Annotated in this window: 26 protein-coding genes and 1 tRNA gene; 17 read left to right on the top strand and 10 right to left on the bottom strand. The window is 63.6% G+C overall.

Annotation, left to right across the window (positions count from 1 at the left end):
• The first annotated feature begins 106 nt into the window (after positions 1 to 106).
• The 9 genes from F8237_RS08475 (at position 107) to F8237_RS08435 (ending at position 6,806) form a co-directional block, all read left to right on the top strand.
• Positions 107 to 805: a TetR/AcrR family transcriptional regulator gene (locus F8237_RS08475; RefSeq protein ID WP_151643674.1), complete on the top strand. Its 699-nt coding sequence runs from the start codon at positions 107 to 109 to the stop codon at positions 803 to 805.
• Positions 783 to 1,343, top strand: a complete 561-nt coding sequence (locus F8237_RS08470) for a carboxymuconolactone decarboxylase family protein (RefSeq protein WP_151643672.1) — start codon at positions 783 to 785, stop codon at positions 1,341 to 1,343. Before F8237_RS08475 ends, F8237_RS08470 begins: the two co-directional genes overlap by 23 nt.
• A gap of 1 nt (position 1,344) precedes the next feature.
• Positions 1,345 to 2,190, top strand: coding sequence for an SDR family NAD(P)-dependent oxidoreductase (locus tag F8237_RS08465; RefSeq protein WP_162005943.1), 846 nt, complete (start codon positions 1,345 to 1,347; stop codon positions 2,188 to 2,190).
• Between the two features lie 51 nt (positions 2,191 to 2,241).
• A complete protein-coding gene (locus F8237_RS08460) occupies positions 2,242 to 2,826 on the top strand; it encodes a HutD/Ves family protein (protein ID WP_151643668.1) in 585 nt (194 codons plus the stop codon).
• Positions 2,827 to 2,902: 76 nt separating this feature from the next.
• Positions 2,903 to 4,093, top strand: a complete 1,191-nt coding sequence (locus F8237_RS08455; RefSeq protein WP_151643665.1) for an adenylate/guanylate cyclase domain-containing protein — start codon at positions 2,903 to 2,905, stop codon at positions 4,091 to 4,093.
• Between the two features lie 61 nt (positions 4,094 to 4,154).
• Positions 4,155 to 4,583 (top strand): outer membrane protein, encoded by a 429-nt coding sequence (locus tag F8237_RS08450; protein WP_151643663.1) that lies wholly within the window; start codon positions 4,155 to 4,157, stop codon positions 4,581 to 4,583.
• Between the two features lie 629 nt (positions 4,584 to 5,212).
• On the top strand, positions 5,213 to 5,482 hold the full coding sequence (locus F8237_RS08445; RefSeq protein WP_151643661.1) for a hypothetical protein: 270 nt from the start codon (positions 5,213 to 5,215) through the stop codon (positions 5,480 to 5,482).
• Between the two features lie 158 nt (positions 5,483 to 5,640).
• Positions 5,641 to 5,913 carry a hypothetical protein gene (locus tag F8237_RS08440; RefSeq protein ID WP_151643660.1) on the top strand — a complete coding sequence of 91 codons (273 nt, stop codon included), beginning with the start codon at positions 5,641 to 5,643 and terminating at the stop codon, positions 5,911 to 5,913.
• A 95-nt stretch (positions 5,914 to 6,008) separates the two neighbouring features.
• Positions 6,009 to 6,806, top strand: coding sequence for an adenylate/guanylate cyclase domain-containing protein (locus F8237_RS08435; protein WP_151643658.1), 798 nt, complete (start codon positions 6,009 to 6,011; stop codon positions 6,804 to 6,806).
• 20 nt (positions 6,807 to 6,826) lie between these two features.
• Here F8237_RS08435 and F8237_RS37205 read toward each other — a convergent pair whose 3' ends face one another.
• The 6 genes from F8237_RS37205 to F8237_RS08410 all read right to left on the bottom strand — a co-directional run bounded on the left by F8237_RS37205 (position 6,827) and on the right by F8237_RS08410 (position 13,637).
• Positions 6,827 to 6,955 carry a hypothetical protein gene (locus tag F8237_RS37205; RefSeq protein ID WP_007600646.1) on the bottom strand — a complete coding sequence of 43 codons (129 nt, stop codon included), beginning with the start codon at positions 6,953 to 6,955 and terminating at the stop codon, positions 6,827 to 6,829.
• Between the two features lie 350 nt (positions 6,956 to 7,305).
• Positions 7,306 to 7,659 (bottom strand): hypothetical protein, encoded by a 354-nt coding sequence (locus F8237_RS08430; RefSeq protein WP_151643656.1) that lies wholly within the window; start codon positions 7,657 to 7,659, stop codon positions 7,306 to 7,308.
• Between the two features lie 380 nt (positions 7,660 to 8,039).
• Positions 8,040 to 9,584 (bottom strand): SIR2 family NAD-dependent protein deacylase, encoded by a 1,545-nt coding sequence (locus tag F8237_RS08425; protein WP_244626100.1) that lies wholly within the window; start codon positions 9,582 to 9,584, stop codon positions 8,040 to 8,042.
• 249 nt (positions 9,585 to 9,833) lie between these two features.
• A complete protein-coding gene (locus F8237_RS08420; RefSeq protein WP_151643652.1) occupies positions 9,834 to 11,807 on the bottom strand; it encodes an ATP-binding protein in 1,974 nt (657 codons plus the stop codon).
• Between the two features lie 435 nt (positions 11,808 to 12,242).
• Positions 12,243 to 12,318, bottom strand: a tRNA-Ile gene (locus tag F8237_RS08415).
• A 344-nt stretch (positions 12,319 to 12,662) separates the two neighbouring features.
• The gene (locus tag F8237_RS08410; RefSeq protein ID WP_162005942.1) at positions 12,663 to 13,637 is read right to left on the bottom strand and encodes a Bug family tripartite tricarboxylate transporter substrate binding protein; all 975 of its coding nucleotides are present in this window, start codon (positions 13,635 to 13,637) and stop codon (positions 12,663 to 12,665) included.
• Between the two features lie 107 nt (positions 13,638 to 13,744).
• On the opposite strand from F8237_RS08410, the gene F8237_RS08405 reads away from it, so the two are divergent.
• Positions 13,745 to 14,734: a TAXI family TRAP transporter solute-binding subunit gene (locus tag F8237_RS08405; protein ID WP_151643648.1), complete on the top strand. Its 990-nt coding sequence runs from the start codon at positions 13,745 to 13,747 to the stop codon at positions 14,732 to 14,734.
• Positions 14,735 to 14,842: 108 nt separating this feature from the next.
• On the opposite strand, the gene F8237_RS08400 is transcribed toward F8237_RS08405, so the two are convergent.
• Together F8237_RS08400 and F8237_RS08395 are read right to left on the bottom strand one after the other, a co-directional pair.
• Entirely contained in the window at positions 14,843 to 16,072 is a 1,230-nt protein-coding gene (locus tag F8237_RS08400; protein ID WP_151643646.1) for an ABC transporter substrate-binding protein, read from the bottom strand.
• 104 nt (positions 16,073 to 16,176) lie between these two features.
• Positions 16,177 to 17,070, bottom strand: a complete 894-nt coding sequence (locus F8237_RS08395) for a helix-turn-helix transcriptional regulator (RefSeq protein WP_151643644.1) — start codon at positions 17,068 to 17,070, stop codon at positions 16,177 to 16,179.
• Between the two features lie 392 nt (positions 17,071 to 17,462).
• Here F8237_RS08395 and F8237_RS08390 point away from each other — a divergent pair, with 392 nt between their 5' ends.
• From F8237_RS08390 to F8237_RS08375, 4 genes are read left to right on the top strand one after another with little or no spacing between them, the layout of a single operon-like run.
• Entirely contained in the window at positions 17,463 to 18,296 is an 834-nt protein-coding gene (locus F8237_RS08390) for an ABC transporter substrate-binding protein (protein ID WP_151643642.1), read from the top strand.
• A gap of 52 nt (positions 18,297 to 18,348) precedes the next feature.
• On the top strand, positions 18,349 to 19,455 hold the full coding sequence (locus F8237_RS08385; protein ID WP_151643640.1) for a molybdopterin-binding protein: 1,107 nt from the start codon (positions 18,349 to 18,351) through the stop codon (positions 19,453 to 19,455).
• 1 nt (position 19,456) lies between these two features.
• Positions 19,457 to 21,418 carry a molybdopterin biosynthesis protein gene (locus tag F8237_RS08380; protein WP_151643638.1) on the top strand — a complete coding sequence of 654 codons (1,962 nt, stop codon included), beginning with the start codon at positions 19,457 to 19,459 and terminating at the stop codon, positions 21,416 to 21,418.
• Positions 21,419 to 21,470: 52 nt separating this feature from the next.
• On the top strand, positions 21,471 to 22,601 hold the full coding sequence (locus tag F8237_RS08375; RefSeq protein WP_151643636.1) for an FAD-dependent monooxygenase: 1,131 nt from the start codon (positions 21,471 to 21,473) through the stop codon (positions 22,599 to 22,601).
• 6 nt (positions 22,602 to 22,607) lie between these two features.
• On the opposite strand, the gene mobA is transcribed toward F8237_RS08375, so the two are convergent.
• Positions 22,608 to 23,264: a molybdenum cofactor guanylyltransferase MobA gene (mobA, locus tag F8237_RS08370; RefSeq protein ID WP_151643633.1), complete on the bottom strand. Its 657-nt coding sequence runs from the start codon at positions 23,262 to 23,264 to the stop codon at positions 22,608 to 22,610.
• Complete coding sequence (fdhD, locus tag F8237_RS08365) at positions 23,245 to 24,135, bottom strand: formate dehydrogenase accessory sulfurtransferase FdhD (protein ID WP_151643631.1); 891 nt, start codon at positions 24,133 to 24,135, stop codon at positions 23,245 to 23,247. Before fdhD ends, mobA begins: the two co-directional genes overlap by 20 nt.
• Positions 24,136 to 24,344: 209 nt before the next feature.
• On the opposite strand from fdhD, the gene mobB reads away from it, so the two are divergent.
• From mobB to F8237_RS08350, 3 genes are read left to right on the top strand one after another with little or no spacing between them, the layout of a single operon-like run.
• A complete protein-coding gene (mobB, locus tag F8237_RS08360; protein ID WP_151643629.1) occupies positions 24,345 to 24,872 on the top strand; it encodes a molybdopterin-guanine dinucleotide biosynthesis protein B in 528 nt (175 codons plus the stop codon).
• A gap of 9 nt (positions 24,873 to 24,881) precedes the next feature.
• On the top strand, positions 24,882 to 26,138 hold the full coding sequence (locus tag F8237_RS08355; protein WP_151643627.1) for a molybdopterin molybdotransferase MoeA: 1,257 nt from the start codon (positions 24,882 to 24,884) through the stop codon (positions 26,136 to 26,138).
• 46 nt (positions 26,139 to 26,184) lie between these two features.
• Complete coding sequence (locus tag F8237_RS08350; RefSeq protein WP_151643625.1) at positions 26,185 to 26,448, top strand: sulfurtransferase TusA family protein; 264 nt, start codon at positions 26,185 to 26,187, stop codon at positions 26,446 to 26,448.
• The last annotated feature ends 124 nt before the right edge of the window (positions 26,449 to 26,572 follow it).

Below are 26,572 nucleotides of genomic sequence, written 5' to 3'. Positions count from 1 at the left end.
CGCGAGAACCTCGCCCTTGCGGGCCGCAACCGTTGCCGCCACACTGGCAAACGAACGATCGTTCGTACGGTTGACTAGCGAACGATCGTTCGTTAGTCAAGCCGTCATGGCTGTCCACACCTCCAGCACGGCGGAAGCGGCTGCGCCCACCACGCGCGAGCGCATCCTGAGCGAAGCGCTCGATCTGTTCGCGCAGAGCGGCTATGGCGGTGCCTCGATGCGCGAGCTGGCGCGCCGCGTCGGCATCCGCGAGAGCAGCCTTTACAATCATTTCTCCGGCAAGGCCGCGATCCTCGAAGCGATCGTTGCCGAGCACGGTCCCGCCAGCTCGGCGAGCCGGCTGGAAGAAGTGCGCTACAAGCAGCTCGCGCGCCAGCCCGCCGCGTTCTGCCGGCAGTTTGCATTGGACCTCGTCGAGCAATGGTCCGATCCGCGCGAGCACCAGTTCCAGAAGGTGATCACGGCCGAGCGTAACCGCGTGCCCGGCATCCGCGCCAAGTTCGCCGATCATTTCTATGCGCGCGAGCAGAGCATGATGACGGACTATTTCCGCGGCTTTGCGCTCGCCGGCCTCGTCTCGACGCCCGACCCGCGCGAGACCGCGCGGCTGTTCGCCGCCGGCCTGATCTATATCCGCCTCGAACATTACGTGATGGGCGCCGCGCCCTCGCCGCGGGCGAAGGTGATCGAGGCGATCGACCGCTACCTCGCCTTCTTCCTGTCGCTGATCGCGGCGGGCAACGACGACGCCAACAAGAAACGAAAACCCAAGGGAGAAACGCGTGGCAAGGCTGCCCCTGATTGATCCGGAGACGACGAGCGGCGACATCCGCGCCTCGTTCGACCGCATGCCGGTCAAGCTCAACATCTTTCGCATGATGGCCCACGCCGAGGCCAACATGATCCCGGCGATGCGGCTCGGCAATTCCATCCTGCACAAGCAGAAGCTCTCGGCCGTCAACCGCGAGCTCCTGATCCTCCAGGCTGCGCAGCTCGAAGGCGGCGCCTATGAATGGCGTCAGCACGTGCCGATCGCGCTCGGCGTCGGCTGCACGCAGGGACAGATCGATGCGGTGGAGCGCGCTGACTACGATGCCGCCGCACTGAGCGAGGCCGAGCGCGCGCTGCTCAAGTTCGGCCGCGAAGTCGTGCAGAACGTCCGGGTGCCAGAGGCGATCTTTACTGCTGCGCGAAAACATTTCAGCGACCAGGAGATCGTCGAATCCATCGTCACCGTCGGTTTTTACATGATGATGGCGCGGCTCACCGAAGCGACCGAGACCGATCTCGATCCCGCCGCCGGCATGAAGGTTTATGACGGCGGCAAGAAGCAGGGCGGCTGAGATGACGGATACCGAGAGCAAGCCGGAGCGTTACGTCCGTCCGCCGAGCGCGGAGTCGCTGGGCGAAGCGCCGGGCCGCGGGCGCCTGAAGGGGCGCCGCATCCTGATCGTCGGCGGCGGCCAGCGCGTGTTCGACGCCGCCACCGATCCGATCGGCAACGGCCGCGCCATGAGCATCCTTTGCGCACGCGAGGGCGCGAAGGTTGCGGTCGCCGATCTCAACCGCACCTCGGCCCAGCAGACCGTCAAGCACATCACCGACGAAGGCGGCGAGGGGTTTGCGATTGCGGCCGACGTGACATCGGAGGCCGACGTCGTCCGCATGATCGAGGAATCCCATCGCGCCATGGGCGGCCTCGACGGCATGGTGCTGAACATCGGCACCTTCGGCAAAGTCGGCCTCGATGCGGTCAGCCCCGAGGAGTGGAACCGGATCTACGACGTCAACGTCCGCGGGCCCATGCTGTGCTGCCGCGCCGCGATGCCGAGATTCGACGATGGCGGCGCCATCGTCTTCATATCCTCGATCGCCGCGCTGAAAGCCGGCTCCCAGATGGCCGTGTATGATTCCTCCAAGGCCGCGCTCGGCGGCCTGATGCGCAACATCGCCCATCTCGGATCACGCCGCGGCATTCGCGCCAACTTGGTCTATCCGGGTCTGGTCGACACCCCCAACGGCCGCGAAGCCGGCGCCGGCCGCCCCAATCGCGGCAAGGGCCACGTCCCGTTCGGCCGCCAGGCCACCGCGTGGGAGATCGCCTATGCGGTGCTGTTCTTCCTCTCGGACGAAAGCGTCTACGTCACCGCGCAGACACTCGCGGTCGATAGCGGCCTGAGCGGGATGTAATCCGGCTACGAACGCTTCGTTTTGACGGGTGTGGATGCTATCCCTGATTCCATGAAAACCACGCTGCTCACATCCGAACACTACACCCGCTCGCCCTGGAAGAACGGCGGCGGCATTTTCACCGATATCGCGGATGCCCATCGTGAAGGGAGCCCGGCGAGGGATTGGGACAGCCTGCTCTGGCGTTTTGCCTCCACGCCGATCGTGGCGCCCGGTCCGTTCTCCCATATGCCGGGAATCGATCGCCTGCAGATGGTCGTCGGCGGGCGCGGGCTGGTGCTGAAATCGCCCACGCAGGACTTCGACGAGCGTGAACCCTTTACGACGGTGCGCTTCACCGGCGAGATGGAGATCGTCACCGCGCTCGAGGCTGGCCCGGTCGAGGTGGTGAACCTGATGGCCCGGCGCGGTGCGGCGGAGGTCGAGCTGGACGCGATCCAGCAGCCCGGCGAGCGGTCACTTCCCGCCGGCACGCATCTGGTTTACGCGGCGCGCGGCGATTGCCGCATCCGCCTCGGGCTTCAGGATTTTGCGATTTCGCACGAAAACACGCTGAAGGTCGAACTGACCGAGGCGTCAAAGCTCACGCTCGTTTCAGGCCTGATCGTGCTAGGATCGATCCGTCTGGTTGGCTAGGACGACCAGTCGCTGCGTACAATCCGGGCAATTGGCCAGGTTGACGCCGCGCGGCCGGCGCACGATATCTGCGGTCATGAATGCGCCAGACAAAAATGCCCCCACGCTGTCCGACGGCGTCGTCGATTGGCTGACCAACGGCACGCGCGACGAGCGCTTCATCGACAACATCTTTGCCCAGATGTGCATCCGGCTGCAGCAGGCCGGCATTCCGCTGCATCGGTCGACGCTTCACGTCCGGATCCAGCACCCGCAATGGCTGGGCGCCCGCTTCATGTGGTCCGACGGCATGCGCGAGGCGGAGATCTCGCGGGTCGATTTCGACGTGAGGGAGCGCTCCGAGTATATCGGCAGTGCCGCCAACGAAATCCAGGACGGCGCGACCGAGGTGCGCGAGAACCTCGAACGCGACCCGTCGCTCGGCCGCAGGCACGCGCTTTATGACGAGATGCGCGCGAAGGGCCTGACGGATTATGTGGCTTGGCCGCTCTTCCACACCCTCGGCAAGCAGCACCTCGTCACGTTTGCGACCAGCCGCCCCGGCGGTTTCGACGACGCGCATATCGCCGCGCTGAAGAAGCTGCTGCCGGTGCTGGCGCTGGTCAGCGAGATCCGCATCAAGAACCGCCTGGCGCGGACGCTGCTGGAGACCTATGTCGGCTCCCATGCCAGCGAGCTGATCCTGGCCGGCGCCACGCGGCGCGGCACCGGCACCACGGTGCGCGCTGCGATCATGATCTGCGACTTGCGCGATTTCACCAAGATCTCCGACAACTGGCCGCGCGACGACGTCATCGATCTCCTCAACGACTATTTCGACGCGATGTCGGAGCCGATCGCGAAGCACGGCGGCGAGATCCTGAAATTCATCGGCGACGGCCTGCTCGCGATCTTCCCGCTTCATGAGCCCGCCGCCTGCGCCAATCTGCTGCGCGCCGTGACCGAGGCGCGTCAGGCCATGGTCGCCCTGAACGAACGCAACAGTGCGACCGGCCGCGCGCCGCTCAACTACGGCATCGGCGTCCATGTCGGCGACGTCATGTACGGCAATATCGGATCATCCACGCGGCTGGACTTCACCGTGATCGGCCCCGCCGTCAACTTGGCCTCCCGCCTGGAATCCCTCACCAAACAGTTGGGACGAACCGTGCTGCTGTCGCGCGCATTCGCCGAGCTGGTGGAGCGCGAGTTCGAGCTGGAGCATGTCGGCAAACACGAGGTACGCGGCTTCAGCGACCCGATCGAGCTGTTCGCGTATCACGGCTGAGGGCTGGTCGCTCGCGGTATGACCGGGTGCTTGGTCTGACAAAGCCTCTAACTGGGCGGACGTGAACGGCTCGAGGACGATCGGGACGCCCTTCAACGGTCTCAACACTAATCTTTCGTCGGTCAGCAACAAGATCGACTGGACGGCGCACGCGCGGGCGCGCCTCGGTTATTCGTTCGGCAACTGGCTCCCGTTCATTGCCGGTGGTGCGGCGATTGCCGGCGCGCACGACAGCCTCAATTTCATCGTGCCCCAGGTTACCAACGGCGTCGTCTATCCCAGCTACAGCAACAGCGCGACGCGCGTCGGCTTCACGATCGGCGGCGGTATCGATTTCAAGGTCACGCCGAACTGGATCGTCCGCGGCGAATATCTCTACGACAATTTCGGAACCACGACCGGCCGCTCGAGCCCGGCCACCTTCAACACCGAAGTGTTCACGCTCGATACGCACACGGTACGCGCGGCGATCATGTACAAGTTCGACTGACGCTCGCGAATCCGAGTTCATCGAATGAGCCCGGTCTCTGCGAGACCGGGCTTGGTTCGTTGCCGGGACTTTTGTCGATGCGGAAATGTCCGCAAGGTTTCACGCCTCAAGTGAACGCGGCGAAGAAGCGGATGGCGAAGAACGCTCCTGCGGCGACCGCGGCAGTGGCACCGATCGCGAAGACGACCCTCAGGCTCTCATCCATCGAATGCTGATTCCTTGAGGCGGCCCCGGACTCCGCAGGGGTGGGCTAAGAGCCGGAGCCGCCGGAGTGCCGGTGTTTTGTGGGACCCGGCGTTCACCAATCTCCGGCCGTTGCGCCGGTTCCTATCTGAAATGAACGGCGGCGGCCCCAACGTGGGCGCGACCAATCTGGTCCGGTGGGACCGCCGGTCAGCTTCGCGCGTGAGGAGGTCCGCTCGCCGACATCCAAGATACGTGCGGCGCGCGCCGGGATTTCCAGATCGCCACCTTAAATTCCTGTCATGTGAATGGAACGCGCCCGGCTACGGCATGCGGCGCCCAAAGTTTCAAGCGGTCGACGAGAATGTTTCGAAGACGAGATGGCCGCGTTGGGAACGAGGCGACTCGACGCGACGTTGCCCCCGCACATGAACCAGGAGTTTCCCATGAAGAAGATCATCATCGCGTCCGCCGCCCTCGCACTGATGTGCGGCTCTGCTTTCGCCCAGAACACCGGTCCCGCGCCGCAGTCCGACAACATGCAGAAGCCCGGCATGCACAACACCGAGAAGGGTTCGATGCACAAGGGCACGACCGGCATGAACACCGGAACGAAGGGCATGGCCAAGGGCGGCATGCAGCCCGACGCATCCGGCCAGGGTGGTTCCGGCCCGGGCAGCGACCAGGGCGGCACCAAGGCCGGCACCATGAAGTAACCCGGACGACACAACGCGAGATCAAGGGCTCCGCAGATTGCGGGGCCTTTTTGCTTGATGGCCGCGCGGCTCGCTGATGCCGCGACCATGGCCGCGATCAATTCGCCCGGCGCTGACATCAATGCGGTATATGAAGCATCGGAGAGGCCACTGCGATCATGCCCCAAGTCCTGCAATGGTTCTTTCGAAACCGGACAACCGGCGAGATCACCATCGCCCAGGCGCCCAATCTCGTGCTTTGGGTCGTCATCGTGGCGGGTGTCTTGCGCTGGGTCTGGCCTTCGCCTGACACGGTTGCCACTGCTCTGGACATCGTGTTCAGAGGCGGCCTCCTAGTCTGGGCGCTCGACGAAATCTTTCGCGGCGTCAACCCATGGCGTCGCTGTCTCGGGGCGGGCGTCCTGATCTATGAGCTCGCGACGGTTCTGTGATCGGCCTCGACGGCGGATCGTATTGCCAATGCCGGAGTGGATCACTACGCTCGATGCCGGGGTGCCCCAAGGTTGTGTCGACTGGCCGCGCGTTCATGCCGAAATTTCTCCGCATCGGAATCCATTGGTCGAACGTGTCCGGGTACACGTCGAAGGCGTGGTGCGTCCGGCGCGTCGGCTCGGTGGTTCACCTGAAATGGGGCGCCGTCGAGGTCCATGGCGCCGGCGACGGCCGCAAGGTCAACTGGTCGCGCCTGCCGCAGGAGAAGACCATTCGTTGCGGCACCGCGCAGCGCGCCCAGGATTATACCAAGGCCGCGATCGCGCGGCGGCGGAGCCATCGCTATGAGCCGCTGACCGGACCCATCGCGAACCGGCGCCCGTCGGCCGGGCGTAGCCCCGAGCCCAAACAGGCGCTCGCCACCATCCTGATCGTCGACATCGTCGGCTCCACCGCAAAGGCCGCCAAGCTCGGCGATGCGCGCTGGACCAAGATCATCGGCCACTATTACGCCGCCGTCCGCAAGGAGCTGAAGACCGCGCGCGGCAAGGAGGTCGTGACCACCGGCGACGGCGTGCTGGCGACGTTCAAGGCGCCCGCCGCCGGCATCGCCTGCGCCACCGCGATCCAGAAGGCCATGCGCACGCTCGGCCTCGAGATCAGGGTGGGCCTGCATGCCGGCGCGTACACGATGAGCGGCGGCGAGATGGTCGGCCTCGCCTTCCACATCGGCACCCGCGTCGCCGCCAAGGCGCGCGCCGGCGAAGTGCTGGTGTCGAGCGCGGTGAAGGATCTGTTGAAGGCGCAGCCCGCGATCAGCCTGAGGGATCACGGCATGCATCAGCTCAAGGGCGTGCCGGAGCGGTGGCGGCTGTATCGGGTGGAAATTTAGGTCGGGCCATCAACCCGACATCACCGCACCCCCGTGCCCTTGCAGCGCTGGCACTTCACCACCTTGTCGCCCTTCTTCAGCAAGCCCTTGCCTTCGCAATTCTTGCACTTCTGCTTCTTCTTGATGTTCGGGCCTTTTTCACTGGTCATGGAAGTCTCCTGTCGCGAGAGGCGGTCGTAGGCGCACAATGCTGAAAGCGCCGGCGGACCGGCGCCTTCCCCTATGGAACGGGGGCATCGCGCCCGCAACCTTCCGTATTCTGCCCGCACGGAGTCAATGGGGCGACGCGCCATTCGACTCGGGGCACCCGGGGTGCACGACGGTCTCAAGAAGGTCAAGCTGCGGATTTTCCCGCAGAGGTCGTGCTGGCGCCCGCTGGAAGCTGGCTTGAGGGGAGACATCCTGGATTGGCAGCCCGAGTGCCAATGTTCGTCGATTTTCCAATCGTCAGCGGCGAGCACCGGGGAAGCCGGGCAATCCCGTGACCAGGCTCCGGTCGTTACGCCGATAGATCGACGAGACTGCCGGCTTTCTGGCCCTGCTTTTCAAGCTGCTTTTCAATGGCGTCTCTGATCTTCTCCTCGACGGCTTTTCGCTGGTCCGGAGACATTTTGGCGAGATCGTCCTCGGTGAGATTCATGCTCTTCAAAATGTCGGCCCGCATGCGGTCGAAAGGAGACATCTTGGCGTACTTCAGGAAGTCCGCCTCCACGCTGCTCTTCGTCGATGCGCTGTCCTCGTTCGCTTGCGCGATCCCGCCATCGTTCGCCGCCGGCGTCTTCGTGCCGCTGGTGGATGAGGCGGCCTTGGCGGCCTGGTAGCCGAGGATTGATGTTCCGCTTCCGACTTGCATGTTCGGTCCTCAAGACGATTCCCGATAAGCAACGTGCATGCCAAAGCATTTCCGATGATTTCCCGGCGCTTCCGGTTCGGCTTGTCCTGACTGGCGTGAAAATATCGCCGATGTCCCCTGGCGGTGCAGGTAAAGTTTGCCCGGTTGGTCTCGCTATTCGCGGGGTGGTGTCCGAGCCTTCGAGCAAGTGAATCGAGTGCACTATCCGAGTGATCCGGACCGCTTCTTCTGAATGCGCTTTTGCGTGATCAACGTCGTCGCCACGCTTATGAAATCAGGGCGATTATGAACCGTAACGGACGCCGGAGTACCGATCCAAAAGTCTGCAAAGGGCTGGTTGCTCATCTTCACGTCGGTTGTCCGCGGTGGCGCCGCCGAGATCAGATTGCGTCCATAATCCGCTCAACGCCTTCGAGGACTGCTTGGGCTTCCTGGCGGGACACGCGCTTCCCCCTATGAACCACATCATTCCTCAGTTTCGTCCAGACTAAGACATCCTGGTAGTCAATCGCCATACCTTCACTAACGGCGAGATCCAGGAGTTGGCGCATGGACAGCGGGCGCCGAACGGACTCTAGCGGTGGTTTGTTCAAGCGCTGGCGCAGCGTTGATTCCAAAAGCGCCATAGCTGAAATGACGGCAGCTCGATATTCCTTGGTCTCGAAAAGCCGTCGCGGCTCGTAGCGCTGCGCGAAGCCCATTTCTTCCGCAATAGCCTCAAGCGCCTTAGCGATCTGCCAGACAAACTCGCTTTCATCCGACAACGTTTGGGGACGTCTAATGGCCGAGATGCTCTGACCGGCCCCCTGCAGCTGGGAAAACTCCGTTACCACCGGTATCACCCGCAAGGGCAGCCTATTAAGGCGGGTCGACACTTCTTGGGAACGCGAAATGGCAAGGCCGAGTTCAAATTGGGTATATGGCGAAGTCGCATCCACGACCATCACGGTGGCGCGATCAATGAGCGTATCGATTTTCGCGCTAGTGCTTTCGCCGAGGTTGACCACGTCGGCCGCTGTGACCGGCACGAAGCCCGCAGCCTCTGCAAGCGGAAACACGTTCTCGCGATAATACGGGAGGATTTCTAGGGGAGTCGCAAAGAGACATAGCCTGCTCATAGCATCCCGCGGTAACAAGAACTGCTCTAGCGGCTTCTCTTCTGTCGGCTTTAACGTTGGTCCCGCGTGCTCGCGTCGGTATTCCCGCAGGTCGGCAAATGCCTCTGCTAGTACATCGCCGTATTTCTCGCGAGTCCCCGGAAGGTTGACGACCTTTACACCGCGGCGCTCGAACCTTGCGATGTCACCTGGGCGCGCGCCTACCATGATTGCGTAAGCCATACGCCGTGTCTTACCCAAACGGCTGGCTACCAATTGCCAAATTTGACGGAAGTCTGGGTCGTCCAGGCTGTAGCCGATGAAGACAGCGGTCTTAGTAATAAGCAGGTTCGCTAAGTATGTAGCGATGAGCGGATAGTTCGTGAGGAAACCGTCGTAGTCGGCTTCAGTGACTACAAGCCGCGTTGGGTGACGCACATCGCCGTGCAATTTGAGAAGAAGAGTGCCGGCAGTGCCTATGTTGATCGACAATTGGTCTTCATCCACTACCGGATGGGCAGTTCGATTATCTTGGCGCTCCAGATCGTATTGATTTTCGAGCAGGAAATCGAAGTTGGTGGTGCAGACGATATCGAATGGGAGGGTACAAAATTCCTTATGAGCCGGCCCCGGTTGAGCTCGATTAACGTGCAAAAGGTCTGCCAGACGCTCTATGAGGCGGGCTCGGCCAAATTCATGCTCATATGCGGAAATGCCATCCAGCACGCTTGTTGGGGAATAGTCCTGCAGTTCGTCCGCAAAGCTTTTCCCGAGTTCCGGCCAGAGTGGCATTTTCGCAGGAGGTGGCAACTTTGCATTCAGGGACATACCAGCCCCAACGACGGGCAGCCATCTGCCATTCACTAAGTCTTCCAGCAACGGCTTAGGGAAATGGACAAGATACTTAGGGGGCATGCGGCCACTCGAGATTTAGCATCTAGATTCTAACCGCTCACTTAAGCGCTAAAGAACAGCTTCATTTAGTCGACGTTGCGGACAGAGGCATCGCCGAGTCGCTTCCGACGGTGCGTTTGACCAATAACGTAGCGAGGACCGTGATCGACTGCAGGATCAGAGTCAGCCTGCATTTGTAATCCCAAGCTTATGGAAGAAGATCGCGTTCCGAAGTCGCGCATCTTGCATGACTTTTCCAAATGGCACGATCTCAACGAAGGCTGCTGGATTCGTCGTGTACCCAAAGTATCCATGGCCGTCCGGTGTCTTCTCGAAGCGACCAATGATGCGCTCCTCAAGTTGAGGAGTAATATCGGCGACAACATAGCAATGAAAAGATGTGCTGGACCGAATGCCACGGATTGCGCGGCCCCGGATATCAATCTCACCTGAGGTCTCTTTGAGTCTCTTCACATAGGAGAGTACTTGTTGAACCGGATCTTTTCCCTTCGTGTAGTCTTCGCGCATCGGTCTCTTGAACTCAACGATGACAACCGTGTCGGTATCCTCGCGCTCACGCCAAGCAACGGCAGAATTGTAAAAGAACGCAAGGTCCGGCCGTTCCTCGCTATCCAGCGTCGTGTAGTTGGACAGCCGTTCGTCGGAGGCAAAATAGTTGAAAAAGGCTAGGCGGTCGTCTAGCAGCCAGAGATTGTGGTCTTCAATCGTTAGGCCCTTGGAGTCTATGTGCATGGGGCAGAAGAGCTGATGAAGTGCGTCTTCCTTGCTGTAGGTCTCTTCGCCTAAGTCGTCGTATTCAAGGAGCGTTTCAAACAGGTCCAGCACGGCTTTGCGCCGCGTGACGTACTCCGCCAATGCGCCGCGTTTCTCGTCTGCGATGTAGCTGGTGTAGTCTTCGACCTTGGCTGCCAGTGGGCCAGCCAGCAGATCCTTCGTTTTAATTGATTTTTCGAGGGCTGAGTATCGCTTCTGGCGACGGAATCTACCGCGCGACATCTCCAGAAAAATGTCCTCTTTTCCAAAGGCGTTCGGCTGCAGCCCTTCAGCGAAGGCCTGGAGGTCATCCATCATGTAGAGAAATTGTGGGTTTTCAGCAATGACCTCTCGGCTAGTCTCAATCTTTCGGGTCAGAGCAGTCTCGATGTACGACCGTAGAAAATGCCGCGCACGTGTTGCGATTCCGCGCTTGATTTCGTCCACTTCTCCGGGGTCGAGAGTGAACGCTGTCCGCTCACTGTTGACCTTTTGATCTAAGTACGGGCTAGATGCGCAGGCGATATAGACATATTCGCCATCGAGCGCTTTGAGACCTAGTTGCTCATCAATTGCGTAGTCGATCACCGAGCGACTGTCCCCCGCTATGAAGGCGAAGTGGAAGGCGGGGGGTTCGAACCGCATGCGCTTGTCGCATTTTAGGGACCATACCGTGAGCGGAAATGCGTCTTCTCCTTGGCCAATAGTAATGGTGTCGGTCGCGTTTTCGACGATACTATCGCTGAATAGCGTCTCGATCTCGGTTCTTTCGTCATCATTGACCGTGACCTTCGGTGCGTTTCCAGCCACAAACAGCGGGACAAAGTGCGCCGCGATCCTGTTCTCAATGATCCCCTTTCTGATCGGACATCTATTCTCAAATGGTGGCTTAAATCCCCGGAAGCTGATGATGGTCCGATGCGCAGTCCCGGCGGCTTCACCACTAAGCTCGTGGATCTGATCGCTTTCGGTGAGACGGAATTCAAAAGCTCGTCGCTGCCAGCCTGCGCCGTCGCTGTAAGTGCTATCGACAAGGATGCGGTCGAAAACTTTAAGCCATGCTAGGCGACCTACGCCCTTGCCGCCACGCGCTTCCTTCCAACGGGAGTCTGGCGTTCTAAAGGATCTGAAATTGGCCTCCGTAAAGCCAATCCCGTTGTCTTCGATATCAAAGCCGATAACCCGACTTTCTGGCTCATCGCCTTCACGAAGGATGCGGATCGTGATCCGGCCCCTCGTTGCTGCGTCCGCGTCGTAGAGGTCTGTTATCGAGTGAACAGAATTGCTAACCGCTTCCATGAGTGGCAGTAGGGCATTCTTTTCGGACGGCCGAAGGGCCAGCCGATTCACCCGGCCGATGATGTCGCTTTCTAGGTTTGCCAACGGCCCCCCTCCGTTGCGCCGCCGATCTTGTTGCCGGGACGTGCTTCGAAAAAACACATATCCGGGAATTTCACAAGGATTGCGATCCGCTAAGGTTGCGCCCTTCGATCTGAGCCACACAATGGCTGTGGAAGCTCGCGCGCTTCGGAGCAGCGTGTGAGCGCCTTCCGGAAATGATGACTGTTGAACCCGTGAGCGGACCGTGCACCGCGGACTAGTCGATCCAAGACGAGGTTTGCAGGCGCGGAGGAAAAAATAGCCCCGACGCGGTGGGGATTGCTCAAGAAAAGGCAAAACACTCTTAAGTCGACATCCAGATGCAGCTACATGGGCAAATTTGGTGTGCCGAAATCGAAATGGCGGTCAGTTCTGGGTTCATTCTGGTCCCCAATCTGTCCTCGAAAAAATAGCGATTCCAAAAAGGCCTATTTTTACTGGTGGGCCCGGCAGGACTCGAACCTGCAACCAGACCGTTATGAGCGGCCGGCTCTAACCATTGAGCTACAGGCCCCGCCGCGGGACGGCCCGCGGGAATGCGCGGCCGGCAACGGTGCGCGGTTCGTTTACAGGGATGGGGGCGGGGGTGCAATGCCGGCCGGGGCGGAGGGAAACCTCCGGAGCAGCATCGCCGGTAATTTTCGAATACCCGAAATTTCCGATAATGCTCTTATGCTCCTGTTTTGCCCGACGGGTCAACCGATTTTTGCCGGGGCGGCGCGCCTTCTTCTGTAACTCCTTGTAATCATTGGCCTCGTCTACTGTGCATGGGGTTGTTTTTGTTTTTTGATCGGAGGGGGTCTTTTGATCCCCTCCGATGTCTCGCCGGTGAGCTGCAGGCGCGTGGCGGGGGCGGCCTCAGTCCACCGACACCCCGGCGAACTCCACCACCTTCTTCCACTTCGCGGTCTCGTCCTCAACCAGCTTGCCGAACTCGGCGGGCGTCATCGGCTTGGGGATGCCGCCGGTCTCGGCGAGGCGCGCGACCAGCTTGGGGTCCTTCAGGGCCTCGTTGACGGCCTTGTTGAGGATCTCGACGATCTCGGGCGGCGTACCCTTCGGCGCGGAGATGCCGTAGAAGCCGACCGATTCGAAGCCCGGCACGGTCTCGGCGATCGCGGGCACGTCGGGCACGATCGGCCAGCGCTGCGGCGAGGTGACGCCGAGCGCGCGGACATTGCCGCCCTTGGCCTGCTCCAGCGCGGAGGGCAGGTTGTCGAAGATCAGCTGCACCTTGTTGGAGATGATGTCGGGGAAGGCGATCGCCGAGCCGCGATAGGGCACGTGCACCATGTCGCACTTGGTCATCGCCTTGAACAGCTCGGCCGACATGTGCACCGAGGTGCCGTTGCCGGACGAGGCATACGAGATCTTGCCGGGATTGGCCTTGCAGTAGTCGATGAACTCCTGAACCGTCTTCGCCGGCACCGCGTTGGAGACGACCAGCATGTTGGTGAGCTGCATGATGCTGGCGACCGGTACGGTGTCGCGCAGGAAGTCGTACGGCAGCTTCTTGTAGAGCGAGGTCGAGATCGCGTTGTTGGGCGCGACGAACAGCAGCGTGTAGCCGTCGGGCGGCGAACTGATCGCGGCGGCGGCGGCGATGTTGCCGCCGGAGCCGGCCTTGTTCTCGACGATGAACTGCTGGCCGAATTTGTCCGACAGCCACTGCGCCATGATCCGCGCCACGATGTCGACCGGCCCGCCGGCGGCGAAGCCGATCATCCAGTGCACGGGGCGGTCGGGGTAGCCGGCGGCGGAGGCGGGAGGGGAGGCGCTGAGGAGGGTTGAAAGAAAGACCAGCCCGAAAACAGTGTTACGCAAAATTCGCATGACGCCTCCCATTGTTCTATTGTCGTTGGGCTGCATGCTTTCACAAAAACGGGCCGCTGCCTACATCGTCGCAAGTCGGTGTTGACGCAGCTCCGCCGGGACCAATCATGAGATTCGCTTCACTCGTCCTCGTCGCCGCGGCGCTGCTCGCAAATCCACTCGCAAGTCCCGCCGCTGCTCAAACCGGAGGCAACGCCATTTCGACCAAGACACCCAGCGTGACACTCAGCCTGGGCACCGCGACGCCCGGCGGCGGCTTCCCGCTCTATGGCAATGCCTTTGCGCAAGCGATGAACGCGGCCGATGCGTCGGTCACCATCGCACCCCGCAACACCAAGGGCAGCAACGAGAACATTCCGCTGCTGGAGAAGGGTGAGCTCGATCTCGCGCTGGTCGCGGGCGAGCCCGCCTACGAGGCTTTCGCCGGCATCGGCCGCGCGCCCGTGCGGCTGAAGATCCTCACCGCGATCTACTCCAACCCCGGGATGTTCGTGGTGCGGGCGGACAGTCCCTACAAGACCATCCGCGATCTGGTCGGCCAGCCCGTCGCGTTCGGCGCCAAGGGCTCCGGCCTGCCGATCCTGGCGCGCTATGTGCTCGACGGTCTCGGCCTCAAGCAGGACGAGGACTTCAAGGCGATCTATCTCGACCGCGCCGGCGACGGCCCCGCGATGGTCGAGGACGGCCGTGTCGCAGCGCTCTGGGGCGCCGGCATCGGCTGGCCCGGCTTTGCGGCTGTGGCCTCGAGCCCGTCAGGCGCGCGCTTCATCGCGCCCAGCACTGAGGAGATCACACGGATCCGCGCCAAACACGCGTTCCTGAAACCGCTGCTCGTGCCGGCCGGCTCCTATCCAAAACAGTCCGAACCGATCGACTCGCTCGGCTCCTGGAGTTTTGTCCTCACGCGCGAGGATCTGCCCGATGATGCCGCCTATCGTCTGGCCAAGACGCTGCACGCCGTCGAGGCGACCTTCTGCAAGCAGCTCGCGCAGGCCTGCGAGACCACGGCGTCGAACACGGTTGCGGCGGCGCCGCGGCCGGAGCTGATCCATCCGGGCGTGATAAAGTATTTTCGCGAGATCGGTGTGGTGAGGTGACGATCGCTCAAAGCGATCGTCATTCCGGGGCGCGTCGAAGACGCGAACCCGGAATCTCGAGATTCCGGGTCTGGTCCTTCGGACCATCCCGGAATGACCGCTACACCGTCACTTCTTCACCATCGCACACGCCGGGTCCGGCGGCCCGAACGCCTTGTCGCCGGAAATGGTCGTGAGGATCTTGTAATAGTCCCACGGATATTTGCTCTCCTCCGGCGTCTTCACCTGCACCAGCCAGAGGTCGTGCACCATCAGATTGTCGTCGCGTAAGCGGCCGTTGCGGGCGAAGAAATCCTCGACCGGTTTTGCGCGCATGGCGGCGGCAACCTTGAGCGGATCGTCGGTGCCGGCATCCTTGATGGCGTTGAGATAGTGGATCACGCTGGAGTAGACGCCGGCCTGCCACATCGAAGGCATCTTGTTCATCTTGGCGAAATAGCGCTTCGACCATGCGCGGGTCTTGTCGTCCATGTCCCAATAGAACGACGTCGTCAGCAACAGGCCTTGCGCGGCCTGCAGGCCGAGGCCGTGGATGTCGGTGATCAGCGCCAGCAGCGCCGCCATCTGCTGGCCGCCCTTGAACACGCCGAACTCCGAGCCGGTCTTGATCTCGTTCATGTTGTTGGGGGGACCCGCCGCAATGCCGATGATCTTGGCCTTGGAGGCCTGCGCCTGCAGCACGAAGGAGGACAGGTCCGGCGTTGCCAGCGGCGGCTTCACCGATCCCAGCACCTTGCCGCCATTGGCGGTGATGACGGTGGAGGCGTCGCGCTCCAAGGAATGGCCGAAGGCATAATCGTCGGTGATGAAGAACCAGCTGTCGCCGCCGCGCTTGACGACCGCGTCCGCAGTGCCGACCGCGAGCGCGCGGGTGTCGAACACCCACTGCATCGCGTAGGGCGAGCAGAACTTGCCGTGGAAATCCGCGGTGCCGGTCGAGTGGGTGATGAACAGCCGCTTCTTCTCGTTGGCGATGTTCTGCACCGCGAGCCCGACTGCGGAGACCGGCACGTCGACGATCAGATCGACCTGCTCGACGTCGTACCAGCGCCGCGCGAGCGAGGCGCCGATGTCGGCCTTGAGCTGGTGGTCGCCGACCACAATGCTGATCGGCTTGCCGAGCACGGTGCCGCCGAAATCGTCGATCGCCATCTGCGCCGCCGTCACCGAACCCTGGCCGGTCGGCGCGGAGGCGGGGCCGTTCATGTCAGTGAGCACGCCGATCTTGACGATGTCGTCGGAAACCTGCGCCATCGCGGTATCAGGCAGCAGCGCTGCCGCCAAAGCCGTCGCGACAAAGCCAGCCGCGACCGGCAGTCCAAATCTCGCTGGATTCACGCGTGTCCTCCCCTGATCCGGCTCGTTGGCCGAAGTTGCTTGTCCCCGGGTACGGCCCGGCTGAATTGGTTTCTTTTGCAACTATTGAGGGGTGGGCGTCAATGTCAGGCCGCGAAGCGGATCTGTCCCGCCGGCGAGGGATCGTAGCCGGTCAGCTCCTCGGCGCGCTGCCGCAGCCGCCGTTCGCTGAGGAATCGGATCAGGGCCTGCATGGCGGGGCGGAAATAGCTGCGCTGCCGCATCGCGAGGTCCAGATTCTCCCAGACCAGCGGCACGAAATCGAGCCCGGCCGAGCGCGCTGCCGCGCGCGTCGCCACGCCGCAATCGGCTTGTCCGGCGCGGACCACTTCGGCGAGATCCGGTCCGGTGAGGGCCGGTGTCTCGATCCGGCGCAGATCGCGCGTCGAGGCGTCGGCGCGCTTCAGCAGCACGTCGAGCAGCATCTGCGCGCCCGTACCCTGTTGCCGCATCGCCATCCGCGCGCCGAGCGCGAGCACGTCGGCGAGGCCGCGCAGCCGTTTGGGATTGCCCGGCGGCAGCACCAGGCCCTGCTCACGGCGCACGAACGCGACCAGCACCGCGTCATGCAGGTCCGGCGCGTCACGCAGCGCCGTCGCACTGGCGTCGGAGGCAAGATTGCCGTCGGCGTCGAGGCTGTGGAAGTGCACCGCGACCGCCATCACCTCGTCGTGCTGCAGGCGCTCGAGCCCGCGCGCGCTGCCTTCGCTCATCGATCCCAGGCCCGAGCCGGATTCGCGCAGGCTCCAATCCAGCAGCTCGTCCTGGCTGCCGCCCACCACCGGCGGCGGCTCCGCGGTCAGCATGCCGGCGGGACGCGCCAGTCCCGACAGTACCCAGAGATCGAGTTCGTGCCTTGGAAACAGCCACTTTCCGGTCACCTTGGTGCACGGAATCGCACCGGTGGTCACGAGTTCGTAGAGCTTGCGTTCGCCCAGCCGGAGATAGTCAGCCGCTTCACTTGTCGTCAGGAATTCCATCCTGCATTCCTATGCAAATTCTTGCTTCTTTTTGGACGTTCGTCGCAGGTGGAATTCTGCATTTCCATTTCGGTCCGCGCGAACCATGCCCGATCATCTCGCTGCTTTGCAACACATGCTGACCAGCGATTTCGCATTGGGTTTACAATCTGCGGCGCTCCAATGGTGCGAGCCTTGCGATCGCGATCGATATGAGCGCCGATGCGTTGCCGAACTTTCCCGAATGCGGCATCACCACGCGATGCGCGGGACGCCCCGCGAACCCTGCTGTTGGTGGTGGTTCGGTTTCCACTCTATCTCTTGTTGTTTTCATCGCGCTGCCAGCTGGCAGCGCGTCATGAGTGCGGCGTAATCGATCATCATGATCGTGCCGGATTCAAGGGAACCCGCACATGGCCGTTCGCCGCCTGCCCGTTGCATTGGCGCTTCTCTGCGGCCTCGCCGCCGGCGTTGTCGCGTCGTCCGCACAGGACCGCGCGATCGTCCTGGCGTCGACCACATCGACGCAGGAGTCCGGTCTGCTCGATCATCTCCTGCCGATCTTTCGCGACAACACCGGCATCGATGTGAAGGTGATCGCGCGGCGCGCCGACGAGGTGCTTGACGGGGCGCGCAAGGGTGAAGCCGATGTCGTGCTGACCCACGCGCGGCCGCAGGAGGAGAAATTCGTCGCCGAAGGTTTCGGCGTGAAGCGCCTCGACGTGATGTACAACGACTATGTGCTGATCGGACCGAAGAGCGATCCTGCAGGTGTGAAGGGCAAGGACATCGCGACCGCCCTGAAGGCGATCGAGGCCAGGGGCGCGCCGTTCGTGACTCGCGGTGATCGCTCGGCCACCCATGCTGCGGAGCTCGCGCTCTGGATCGTCGCCGGCATCGACATCGCCGCGGCCAAGGGGGCCTGGTATCGCGAGGCCTCGCAGGGCATGGCCGCGGCGCTCGAAGCGGCGCGCACGGCGAATGCCTACGTGCTGTCCGACCGCGGCAGCTGGATCGCCTTCAGGGAGCGTGGCGATCTCGACATCGTCGTCGAAGGCGACAAGCGGCTGCTCAACCAGTACGGCGTGATGCTGGTCAGTCCCGAGAAGTTTCCAAACGTGAAGAAGGAACTGGGGCAACGCTTCGTCGACTGGCTGATCTCGCGGGAGGGGCAGGCGGCGATCGCCGGCTACAAGGTCGATGGACAGCAATTGTTCTTCCCCAACGCGGGCAAGTCCGGCGGCTGATCTCGGCCACCCGTGGTTGCCAAACCAGGCGATGCATGGTCCATCATGGCGCATGATCCAGCGCCTGCCGCCCTCGCTCACGCCGCTCGACGCAGCACTTGCCGCGTTGCTGCGAGACATTGAACCGGTCGCGCCGATGCAGCTCTCGCTGGCCGGGGCCATCGGCTGCATCGCTGCAGGCGCGCCACTGATGGCGGCCTGTCCGCCTCGTGACATTGCCGCCGCCGATGGCTGGGCATTGCGCGCCACCGATCTCGTCGGCGCGTCCTCCTATTCGCCGCTGCCGCTGGTGGAGGCCCCGGCATGGGTCGAGGCCGGCGATGCCATGCCTGTCGGATGTGATTGTGTCCTTGATGCCGACGCGGTCGATGCATCGGGGCCGCTCGTGCAGGTGCTGGCGGAGGGCGTGCCTGGGCAGGGCGTCAGGCGCGCGGGCAGTGATATCGGCGAAGGGACGCTCGCCGCGGCAGAGGGGCATCCGATCAGTCCGGCCGCTCTATTGCTCGCACGTGTGGCCGGTGTCGAAAAGCTGAGCGTGCGGCGCCCCCGGCTGCGCATCGTCAACGTGCCCGGTGCGACGCCGACCATGCACCTGATTGCGGAGACCGCGCGCGCCGCAGGGCTGGAGGTGCAGATGCGCGAAGCCCCCGCGCGCGACGCGGCATCGATCGCGGCGGCGCTCGGCGATTCCGCCTGCGATCTCGTCGTGACGATCGGCGGCAGTGGCGTCGGCCGCCGGGACAATGCTGTCGCCGCGCTGGCGCAGCACGGCGCCGTGCTCGCCCATGGCCTTGCGCTCCTGCCCGGACGCACCGCCGCTGTGGCGCGGATCGGAGAAGTTCCCGCCGTCGCGTTGCCCGGCTCGCCGGATCATGCGCTCGCGGCCTGGTTTGCGCTCGTGCTTCCGCTCGTCGATCGTGTGTCGGCACGGCAGCCGCGCCGACACACGACCCTGCCGCTTGCGCGAAAAATCGCCTCCAGCGTCGGCATCGCCGAGATCGCTCTATTGGTCAGGGAACATCGGGCATGGCTGCCGCTTGCCGTCGGCGAATGGTCGCTCCAGGCGATCGCCCGTGCGGATGCATGGCTGCTCATTCCCGCCAACGAGGAGGGATTTGCGGCGGGCGCGCCGGTCGATGCTTATCTGATGCGGGAATGATATGGGTTCCGGCATGACGACGACCTCGCAAACGCCAGACAGCAGCGCGCTCGAGCAGGAGCAATTCCTCAAGATCCTCTCGCGCGAAGATGCATTGGCGCGGTTTGAGGCGGCGCTGTTCCCGCGCGCGATCCCGAGCGAAGCGCGCAAGCTGGCTGATGCACTCGGCGCGGCGCTCGCCGAAGACATCACGGCGCCGATCGACGTGCCCCCGTTCGACCGCTCCAATGTCGACGGTTTTGCCGTCCGCTCGGCCGATCTTGCCGCGGCCGGCGAAGGCACGCCGGTGCATCTCGCAGTGAACGGTGAGACCATCCACTGCGGCATCACCCCCACGCTGCAAGTCGTGGCAGGAACCGCAACGCCGATTGCGACCGGCGGCCCGCTGCCGCGCGGCGCGGATGCCGTGGTCATGGTCGAGCACACCCAGCCGGCCGGTCCGGATGCGATCGACGTTCGTCGCGCCGCGTCTCCCGGGCAGTTCGTCTCCTATGCAGGCTCCGACATCGCGCGCGGCGAGGCGCTGCTGCGCGCCGGCACGGTCATCGGCTCGCGCGAGATCGGCATGCTGGCGGCCTGCGGCATTGCCGAGGTGAATGTCGCGCGCAAGCCGCGGGTCGCCGTGATCTCCACCGGCGACGAATTGGTCCAACCGGGCGAGGCGCTTGCACCGGCCGCGATCTACGACACCAACGGCGCGATCGTCGCAGCGGCCATCGACGAGAACGGCGGCGAGGCAATCTTCGTCGGCGCCATTCCCGACGATGAAGCAAAGCTCGAAGCCGCCATGCGGCGTGCATTGTCGGGCGCGGACATGCTGGTGCTGTCAGGCGGCACCTCGAAAGGCGCCGGCGACCTGTCTCATCGCATCATCGGCCGGCTCGGGCAGCCCGGCATCATCGCGCACGGCGTTGCGCTCAAGCCCGGCAAGCCGCTGTGCCTTGCGGTGTGCGACGGCAAGCCGGTGGTGATCCTGCCGGGCTTTCCGACCTCGGCGATGTTCACCTTCCACGACATGATCGTGCCGGTGCTGCGCAGGATGGCCGGACTGCCGGCGCGCTCCGATGCCAGGGCGAACGTGACAGTGCCGGTGCGCATTTCTTCCGAGCTCGGCCGCACCGAGTTCGTCATGGTCTCGCTGGTCGAGGGCAAGGACGGCCTGATCGCCTATCCCTCCGGCAAAGGGTCCGGCGCGATCACCTCCTTCGCGCAGGCCGACGGCTTTCTGCGCATCGATGCGATGGCCGACCAGATGCCGGCCGGGACCGCAACCGAGGTGACGCTGTTCACGCCGCATGTGCGGGTGCCAGATCTCGTCATCGTCGGCAGTCACTGCACCGGCCTTGATCTCGTCACCGCGCAGCTCGCGCATGTTGGCCTCTCCGTGCGCTCGATCGCGGTCGGCAGCCTCGGCGGACTTGCGGCGGCCAAGCGCGGCGAATGCGACCTCGCACCGATCCATCTGTTCGACGACAAGAGCGAGACCTACAACACGCCCTACCTCGTCGACGGTCTCGAGCTCGTCCCGGGCTGGCGGCGGATGCAGGGGATCGTCTTCCGCAAAGGCGACAAGCGTTTTGAGGGGCTTGGCGCGAAGGAAGCGGTCGCCGCCGCGCTCGCGGATCCCGCCTGCATCATGGTCAACCGTAACCAGGGCGCCGGCACGCGCATCCTGATCGACCGGCTGCTCGGCGATGCGCGCCCGGAAGGTTACTGGAACCAGCCGCGTTCGCACAACGCGGTTGCCGCGGCCGTCGCGCAGCATCGCGCCGACTGGGGCATGACCATTGCGCCCGTCGCCCATGCGGTCGGCCTCGGCTTCATTCCGTTCGCGGAGGAGCATTATGATTTCGCTCTGGTAACGGCACGCAAGCAGCGGCCGGCGGTGCAGGCGTTTCTCGAGGCACTCGGTTCGGACGAGACGCGTACGGCACTGGAGCGAGCGGGTTTCCGGCCCGCATAGAATAGACGACGACGCGGCATTCAAGCCGCGCGGAAAATGGGGTGGGAACGCGATGGCAAGGCCGCTTTCGGTTGCGATCATTGGTGCCGGCATGGGGGGTCTGGCGACCGCCGCCGCCCTCCGGCGTGTCGGCGTTGAGGTGATGGTCTACGAGCAAGCCTCCCGGTTCGCCCGCATCGGCGCCGGCATCCAGATCGGCTGCAACGCCATGAAGGTGTTGCGCGCGCTCGGGCTGGAGGCGCGGATGCGCGCGCACGCGTTCTATCCGCGCTCCTGGAACAACCGCGACTGGCGCAGCGGCGACATCAAGTTCGACATGATTTTTGGCGAGAGCGCGGAGGAGAAGTTCGGTGCGCCCTATCTGCTCGCTCATCGCGGCGATCTCCACGCGGCATTGGCGAGTGCCGTGCCGGATGCGTGCGTGAAGCTCGACCACAAGCTGGTCGGTCTCGACGAGACCGGCGATGCCGTCCGGCTGAGCTTTGCCGACGGCACCGGTGCTGTTGCCGATGCTGTGGTCGGCGCGGACGGTGTGCATTCAGTCGTGCGCGACATCCTGTTCGACACCGCGCCGGTCAGGTTCACCGGGCGCATCGCCTATCGCACCACCTATCCGGCCGCGCTGCTCGGGGGAGAGCGGATCGACGACTGCACCAAATGGTGGGGCGAGGACCGCCACATCGTGATCTATTACGTCAAGCCGGATCGCAGCGAAGTCTATCTCGTCACCAGCCAGCCCGAGCCGGACTTCCGCATCGAGTCATGGTCGGCAAAGGGCGACGTGCGGGATCTGCGGGCCTCGTTCGAAGGCTTTCATCCGCAGGTCGGCAAAGTGCTGGCGGCGTGTCCCGACGTGCACAAATGGGCGATCATGGACCGCGACGCGCTGGCGCGCTGGGCTGACGGCAGGGTGACGCTGCTCGGCGATGCCTGCCATCCCATGACGCCCTACATGGCGCAGGGCGCGGCGATGGCGATCGAGGATGCCGCGGTGCTGTCGCGCTGCCTCCACGGTGTCGACCGTGACGGCGTCGCAGATGCGTTCCGCCGCTTCGAGGCGACACGCAAGGAGCGCACTACGCGCGTGCAGGAAACCTCGCGCGCCAATATCTGGCTGAAGGAGCGGACCGATACAAGCTGGGTCTACGGCTACGATGCATGGGCGGAGCCGCTGGCGGCTTGAGCTTGATCAAGATGCTGCGTCCAGCGCAGCCAGTCGTTCAGCCTCGGCGATATCCTCGACCGTATTGGCATTGAAGAACGGGTCGAGCGGCTCGGTCGGCCACGTCACCGTCGCGAGCGGGTAGCGCGCGGTCCAACGGTCGATCTTGCGGACGTCCTCGACCACCAGCGCATGGCGGAGCTGCTCGCGCAAATCTACGCGCCACAGCCCGATCACCGGATGCGTCTGGTCACCGGATGCGGCGACCGCAAGCTGCGCATTCTCGCGTTCCCGTGCTTCATGCAGGCGCGCGACGAGGTCGCGCGGCAGGAAAGGGCAGTCGCCGGCCGCGCTGAGTACCCATTCGATCTCGGGTCGGTTCGCCGCAGTCCAGTCGAGGGCGGCGAGGATGCCGGCGAGCGGGCCGGGAAAGCCTGGCACGTCGTCGGCGATGACCTGCAAACCGAACGCGGCGAAACGCGCGGGATCGCCATTGGCGTTGAGGATCAATCCACTGCACTGGGGCGACAGGCGCGCGATGACGCGCTCCAGAATGGTGCGACCGTCAATGGTGCGCATCGGCTTGTCGCCGCCGCCCATGCGACGTGCAAGGCCGCCGGCCAGCAGCACGCCAAGAGTTGATGGAATACGCGTTGCCGGAATCCTAGTCGTCACCACCTTCACCCTTACGCTTGTGCTTCGCCGACTCTTCCTCGACGTAGGCGAGGTTCTGGTCGTAGACGATGCGTTCTTCGCCCGCGAGCGCGATGAAGCGCTTGCCGCGCGCGCGGCCGACCAATGTCAGACCGACTTGCCGCGCCAGATCGACGCCCCAGGCGGTGAAGCCGGAGCGCGAGACCAGGATCGGAATGCCCATGCGCACCGTCTTGATCACCATCTCGGAGGTGAGGCGCCCCGTGGTGTAGAGGATCTTGTCGCTGGGATCGACGCCGTGGCGGTACATCCAGCCCGCGATTTTGTCGACCGCGTTGTGGCGGCCCACATCCTCGGTGTAGCAAAGCGGCTCGCCCTCCTTGCACAGAACGCAGCCATGGATCGCGCCGGCCTCCAGATAGAGCGAGGGCATTGTGTTGATGGTCTGCGTCATCTGGTAGAGCCAGGAGGTGCGCAGCTCTGACTTCGGCAGCGCGACGCTCTCCACCGCTTCGAGCAGGTCGCCGAAGGCGGTGCCCTGCGCGCAGCCCGAGGTCTGGGTGCGCTTCTTCAGCTTGGCTTCGAAATTGGTGTGGTGCTCGGTGCGCACCACGACCACCTGGAGATCGTCGTCGTATTCGACCTCGGTGACCGCGTCATTATATTTCAGCATGTTCTGGTTCAGCAGATAGCCGAGCGCCAGATATTCGGGATAGTCGCCGATCGTCATCATGGTGACGATCTCCTGGGCATTCAGGTAAAGCGTCAGCGGCCGCTCCATCGGCACCTTGATCTCGACCCTGGCGCCGGACTGGTCGGTCCCGGTCACGCTCTGGGTCAAGCGCGGGTCGTCAGGATTCGGGAGGATCAGGGGCACCGGGGCTTTGTCGATCTTCATCATGGCCGCGACGTTAGCATGACATTCGGGTCAAGCCGATATAAGCATGGCGGGGAATGGGTGAAATGCCTCGGTTCGTCATTGCGAGCGCAGCGAAGCAATCCAGAATTATATCCGCGCTGGCAGTCTGGATTGCTTCGCTGCGCTCGCAATGACGGGGAGAGGCCGGAGGTTCCATCGGCGCGCGAGCCGTTGGCGGAGATCGAACGGTCATGAAAGTCATCGGCCTTGCGGGCTGGAGCGGTGCGGGCAAGACCACGCTGTTGACGCGGCTGATCCCGCATTTCAAGGCGCAAGGCTTGCGCGTCTCCGTCATAAAGCATGCGCATCACCAGTTCGACGTCGACGTGCCCGGCAAGGATTCCTGGCGCCATCGCGAGGCCGGCGCGGCTGAGGTGCTGGTCGCTTCGTCAAACCGCTGGGCGCTGATGCACGAATTGCGCGGAGCGGCGGAGCCGCGGCTGCCGGAACTCCTGAGCAAGCTGTCCGCCGTTGACCTCGTCGTGGTCGAAGGTTTCAAGCGCGAGCCGCATCGCAAGATCGAGGTGCATCGCGCCGACAATGACAAGCCGCTGCTGTTTCCCGACGATCCCGGGATTGTCGGGATCGCGACCGACACCGCCATTGCAACGCGGCTGCCGACGGTCCATCTCGATGACATCGAGGCTGCCGCGGCGCTGCTGCTGCGCGCGGCCATGCCGGTCGAGGAAGCGGTCGCGAAAAGCGACGCACTGCGCTGACGAGGCACCATGGCGCAACTGTCGGACGATTGCTTTGCCTTCGGCGGACCGATGATGTCGGTCGACGAGGCCGTTGGCCTGATCGCGGCGCGCGTCAATGCGATCGCCGATATCGAGACCGTGGCGCTTCTCGATGCCGACGGGCGCGTGCTGGCGCGCGATATTGCGGCGCCGCTGCCGCTGCCGCCCTTCACCAACTCCGCTGTCGACGGCTATGCCGTGCGTAACGCTGACCTTCCGCAAGCAGAGGAGCGGGCACTTCCGCTCGACGGTCGCATCCAGGCCGGCGGCTCTGCGCAAGCGCCGATCAAGGCCGGTTATACCGCGCGCATCTTCACGGGCGCTCCGATGCCTCCGGAGGCCGAAACTGTCTTCATGCAGGAGGATGTCCGTATCGATGATGCCGGCAGGATCGTGCTGCCGGCTGGGCTGAAGCGGGGCGCCAATGTCCGTCCTGCCGGAGAGGACATTCCGGAAGGACACATAGCGCTGCGCGCCGGCCAGCGGCTGCGGCCGCAGCATGTTGCGCTCGCGGCGGCGTTCGGCCTGACCAGGCTCGACGTCGTCAGGCGCATCCGCGTTGCGGTGTTTTCGACCGGCGACGAACTGGCGTCGCCCGGCGAGCCGCGCGCCGCCTCGCAACTGTTCGATTCCAACCGCTTCATGCTGCTGGCGATGCTGCGCCGGCTCGGCTGCGAGGTCAGCGATCTCGGCATTTTGCGCGACGAGAGGGCTTCGCTTGCGAACGGCTTGAAGCAGGTTTCCGGTCATCATGACCTGATCCTCACCACCGGCGGCGTCTCGACCGGTGAGGAGGACCACGTCAAGGCGGCGGTGGAGAGCATCGGATCGCTGGTGCTGTGGCGGATGGCGATCAAGCCCGGCCGCCCCGTGGCGATGGGCATCATCGGTGGCACGCCGCTGATCGGCCTGCCAGGCAATCCCGTCGCGAGCTTTGTCACCTTCGTTCACGTGGTGCGACCGACCGTGCTGGCGCTTGCGGGTGGTCTGCCCGAGCCGCTGTTGCCGATCCCGATCCGCGCGGCTTTCGCCTACGGCAAAAAGATCGGCCGTCGCGAATATGTTCGCGCCACTTTGCGACGTGGAGAGGACGGCGCCCTGGAGGCAGTCAAGTTCCCGCGTGAAGGCGCCGGGCTTCTGTCGTCACTGGTCGAGACCGATGGCCTTGTCGAACTCGGCGAAAACATCACGCGCGTCGAGCCCGGACAGAGTGTAGGTTTCTTGTCCTATGCGGACCTGCTCTGAAACCCGTTGCGTTGACGCCATCGACCCAGCCCGCCATGTTGCGCCCATGACCAGGACAACACTCGATCTCACCGGGCTCAAGTGCCCGCTTCCGGCCTTGAAGACGCGCAAGGCGCTGAAACCATTGCACCCCGGCGACCAACTGGAAGTGCACTGCACTGATCCCTTGTCGGTGATCGACATCCCGAACCTGATCAGGGAGACGGGTGACACGGTGGAGATCACCGAGCGCAACGACGCGCGCATCGTGTTCCTGATAGAAAAAGCGAATGACTCGATAGAGCGCGCCGATGGTGCGCTGCATCCGTGAGCGCGTTACCTCGCTGATACCAACCATTTGTCTATCGACATCGATTACAGCTTCTGCCCAGATTGACTTTCTCCGTGCCGGCGCGGAGGTTGTGTGTTGTCTGCGATACGCGGAACAACGGGCC

Origin of the sequence: Bradyrhizobium betae (assembly GCF_008932115.1) — a bacterium.
In the GTDB taxonomy this organism is placed as follows: Bacteria; Pseudomonadota; Alphaproteobacteria; order Rhizobiales; family Xanthobacteraceae; genus Bradyrhizobium; species Bradyrhizobium betae.
Note: the sequence above shows the minus strand (reverse complement) of the source record. Positions and strands in the feature narration are given on the sequence as shown.

Bases quoted from the DNA above. Each gene is read 5' to 3' on its own strand.
- F8237_RS08475 (WP_151643674.1), top strand. From the start codon at position 107: ATGGCTGTCCACACCTCCAGCACGGCGGAAGCGGCTGCGCCCACCACG.
- F8237_RS08465 (WP_162005943.1), top strand. From the start codon at position 1,345: ATGACGGATACCGAGAGCAAGCCGGAGCGTTACGTCCGTCCGCCGAGC.
- F8237_RS08460 (WP_151643668.1), top strand. From the start codon at position 2,242: ATGAAAACCACGCTGCTCACATCCGAACACTACACCCGCTCGCCCTGG.
- F8237_RS08455 (WP_151643665.1), top strand. From the start codon at position 2,903: ATGAATGCGCCAGACAAAAATGCCCCCACGCTGTCCGACGGCGTCGTC.
- F8237_RS08445 (WP_151643661.1), top strand. From the start codon at position 5,213: ATGAAGAAGATCATCATCGCGTCCGCCGCCCTCGCACTGATGTGCGGC.
- F8237_RS08440 (WP_151643660.1), top strand. From the start codon at position 5,641: ATGCCCCAAGTCCTGCAATGGTTCTTTCGAAACCGGACAACCGGCGAG.
- F8237_RS08435 (WP_151643658.1), top strand. From the start codon at position 6,009: ATGCCGAAATTTCTCCGCATCGGAATCCATTGGTCGAACGTGTCCGGG.
- F8237_RS37205 (WP_007600646.1), bottom strand. From the start codon at position 6,955: ATGACCAGTGAAAAAGGCCCGAACATCAAGAAGAAGCAGAAGTGCAAG.
- F8237_RS08430 (WP_151643656.1), bottom strand. From the start codon at position 7,659: ATGCAAGTCGGAAGCGGAACATCAATCCTCGGCTACCAGGCCGCCAAG.
- F8237_RS08425 (WP_244626100.1), bottom strand. From the start codon at position 9,584: ATGTCCCTGAATGCAAAGTTGCCACCTCCTGCGAAAATGCCACTCTGG.
- F8237_RS08410 (WP_162005942.1), bottom strand. From the start codon at position 13,637: ATGCGAATTTTGCGTAACACTGTTTTCGGGCTGGTCTTTCTTTCAACC.
- F8237_RS08405 (WP_151643648.1), top strand. From the start codon at position 13,745: ATGAGATTCGCTTCACTCGTCCTCGTCGCCGCGGCGCTGCTCGCAAAT.
- F8237_RS08395 (WP_151643644.1), bottom strand. From the start codon at position 17,070: ATGGAATTCCTGACGACAAGTGAAGCGGCTGACTATCTCCGGCTGGGC.
- F8237_RS08390 (WP_151643642.1), top strand. From the start codon at position 17,463: ATGGCCGTTCGCCGCCTGCCCGTTGCATTGGCGCTTCTCTGCGGCCTC.
- F8237_RS08385 (WP_151643640.1), top strand. From the start codon at position 18,349: ATGATCCAGCGCCTGCCGCCCTCGCTCACGCCGCTCGACGCAGCACTT.
- F8237_RS08380 (WP_151643638.1), top strand. From the start codon at position 19,457: ATGGGTTCCGGCATGACGACGACCTCGCAAACGCCAGACAGCAGCGCG.
- F8237_RS08375 (WP_151643636.1), top strand. From the start codon at position 21,471: ATGGCAAGGCCGCTTTCGGTTGCGATCATTGGTGCCGGCATGGGGGGT.
- fdhD (WP_151643631.1), bottom strand. From the start codon at position 24,135: ATGATGAAGATCGACAAAGCCCCGGTGCCCCTGATCCTCCCGAATCCT.
- mobB (WP_151643629.1), top strand. From the start codon at position 24,345: ATGAAAGTCATCGGCCTTGCGGGCTGGAGCGGTGCGGGCAAGACCACG.
- F8237_RS08355 (WP_151643627.1), top strand. From the start codon at position 24,882: ATGGCGCAACTGTCGGACGATTGCTTTGCCTTCGGCGGACCGATGATG.
- F8237_RS08350 (WP_151643625.1), top strand. From the start codon at position 26,185: ATGACCAGGACAACACTCGATCTCACCGGGCTCAAGTGCCCGCTTCCG.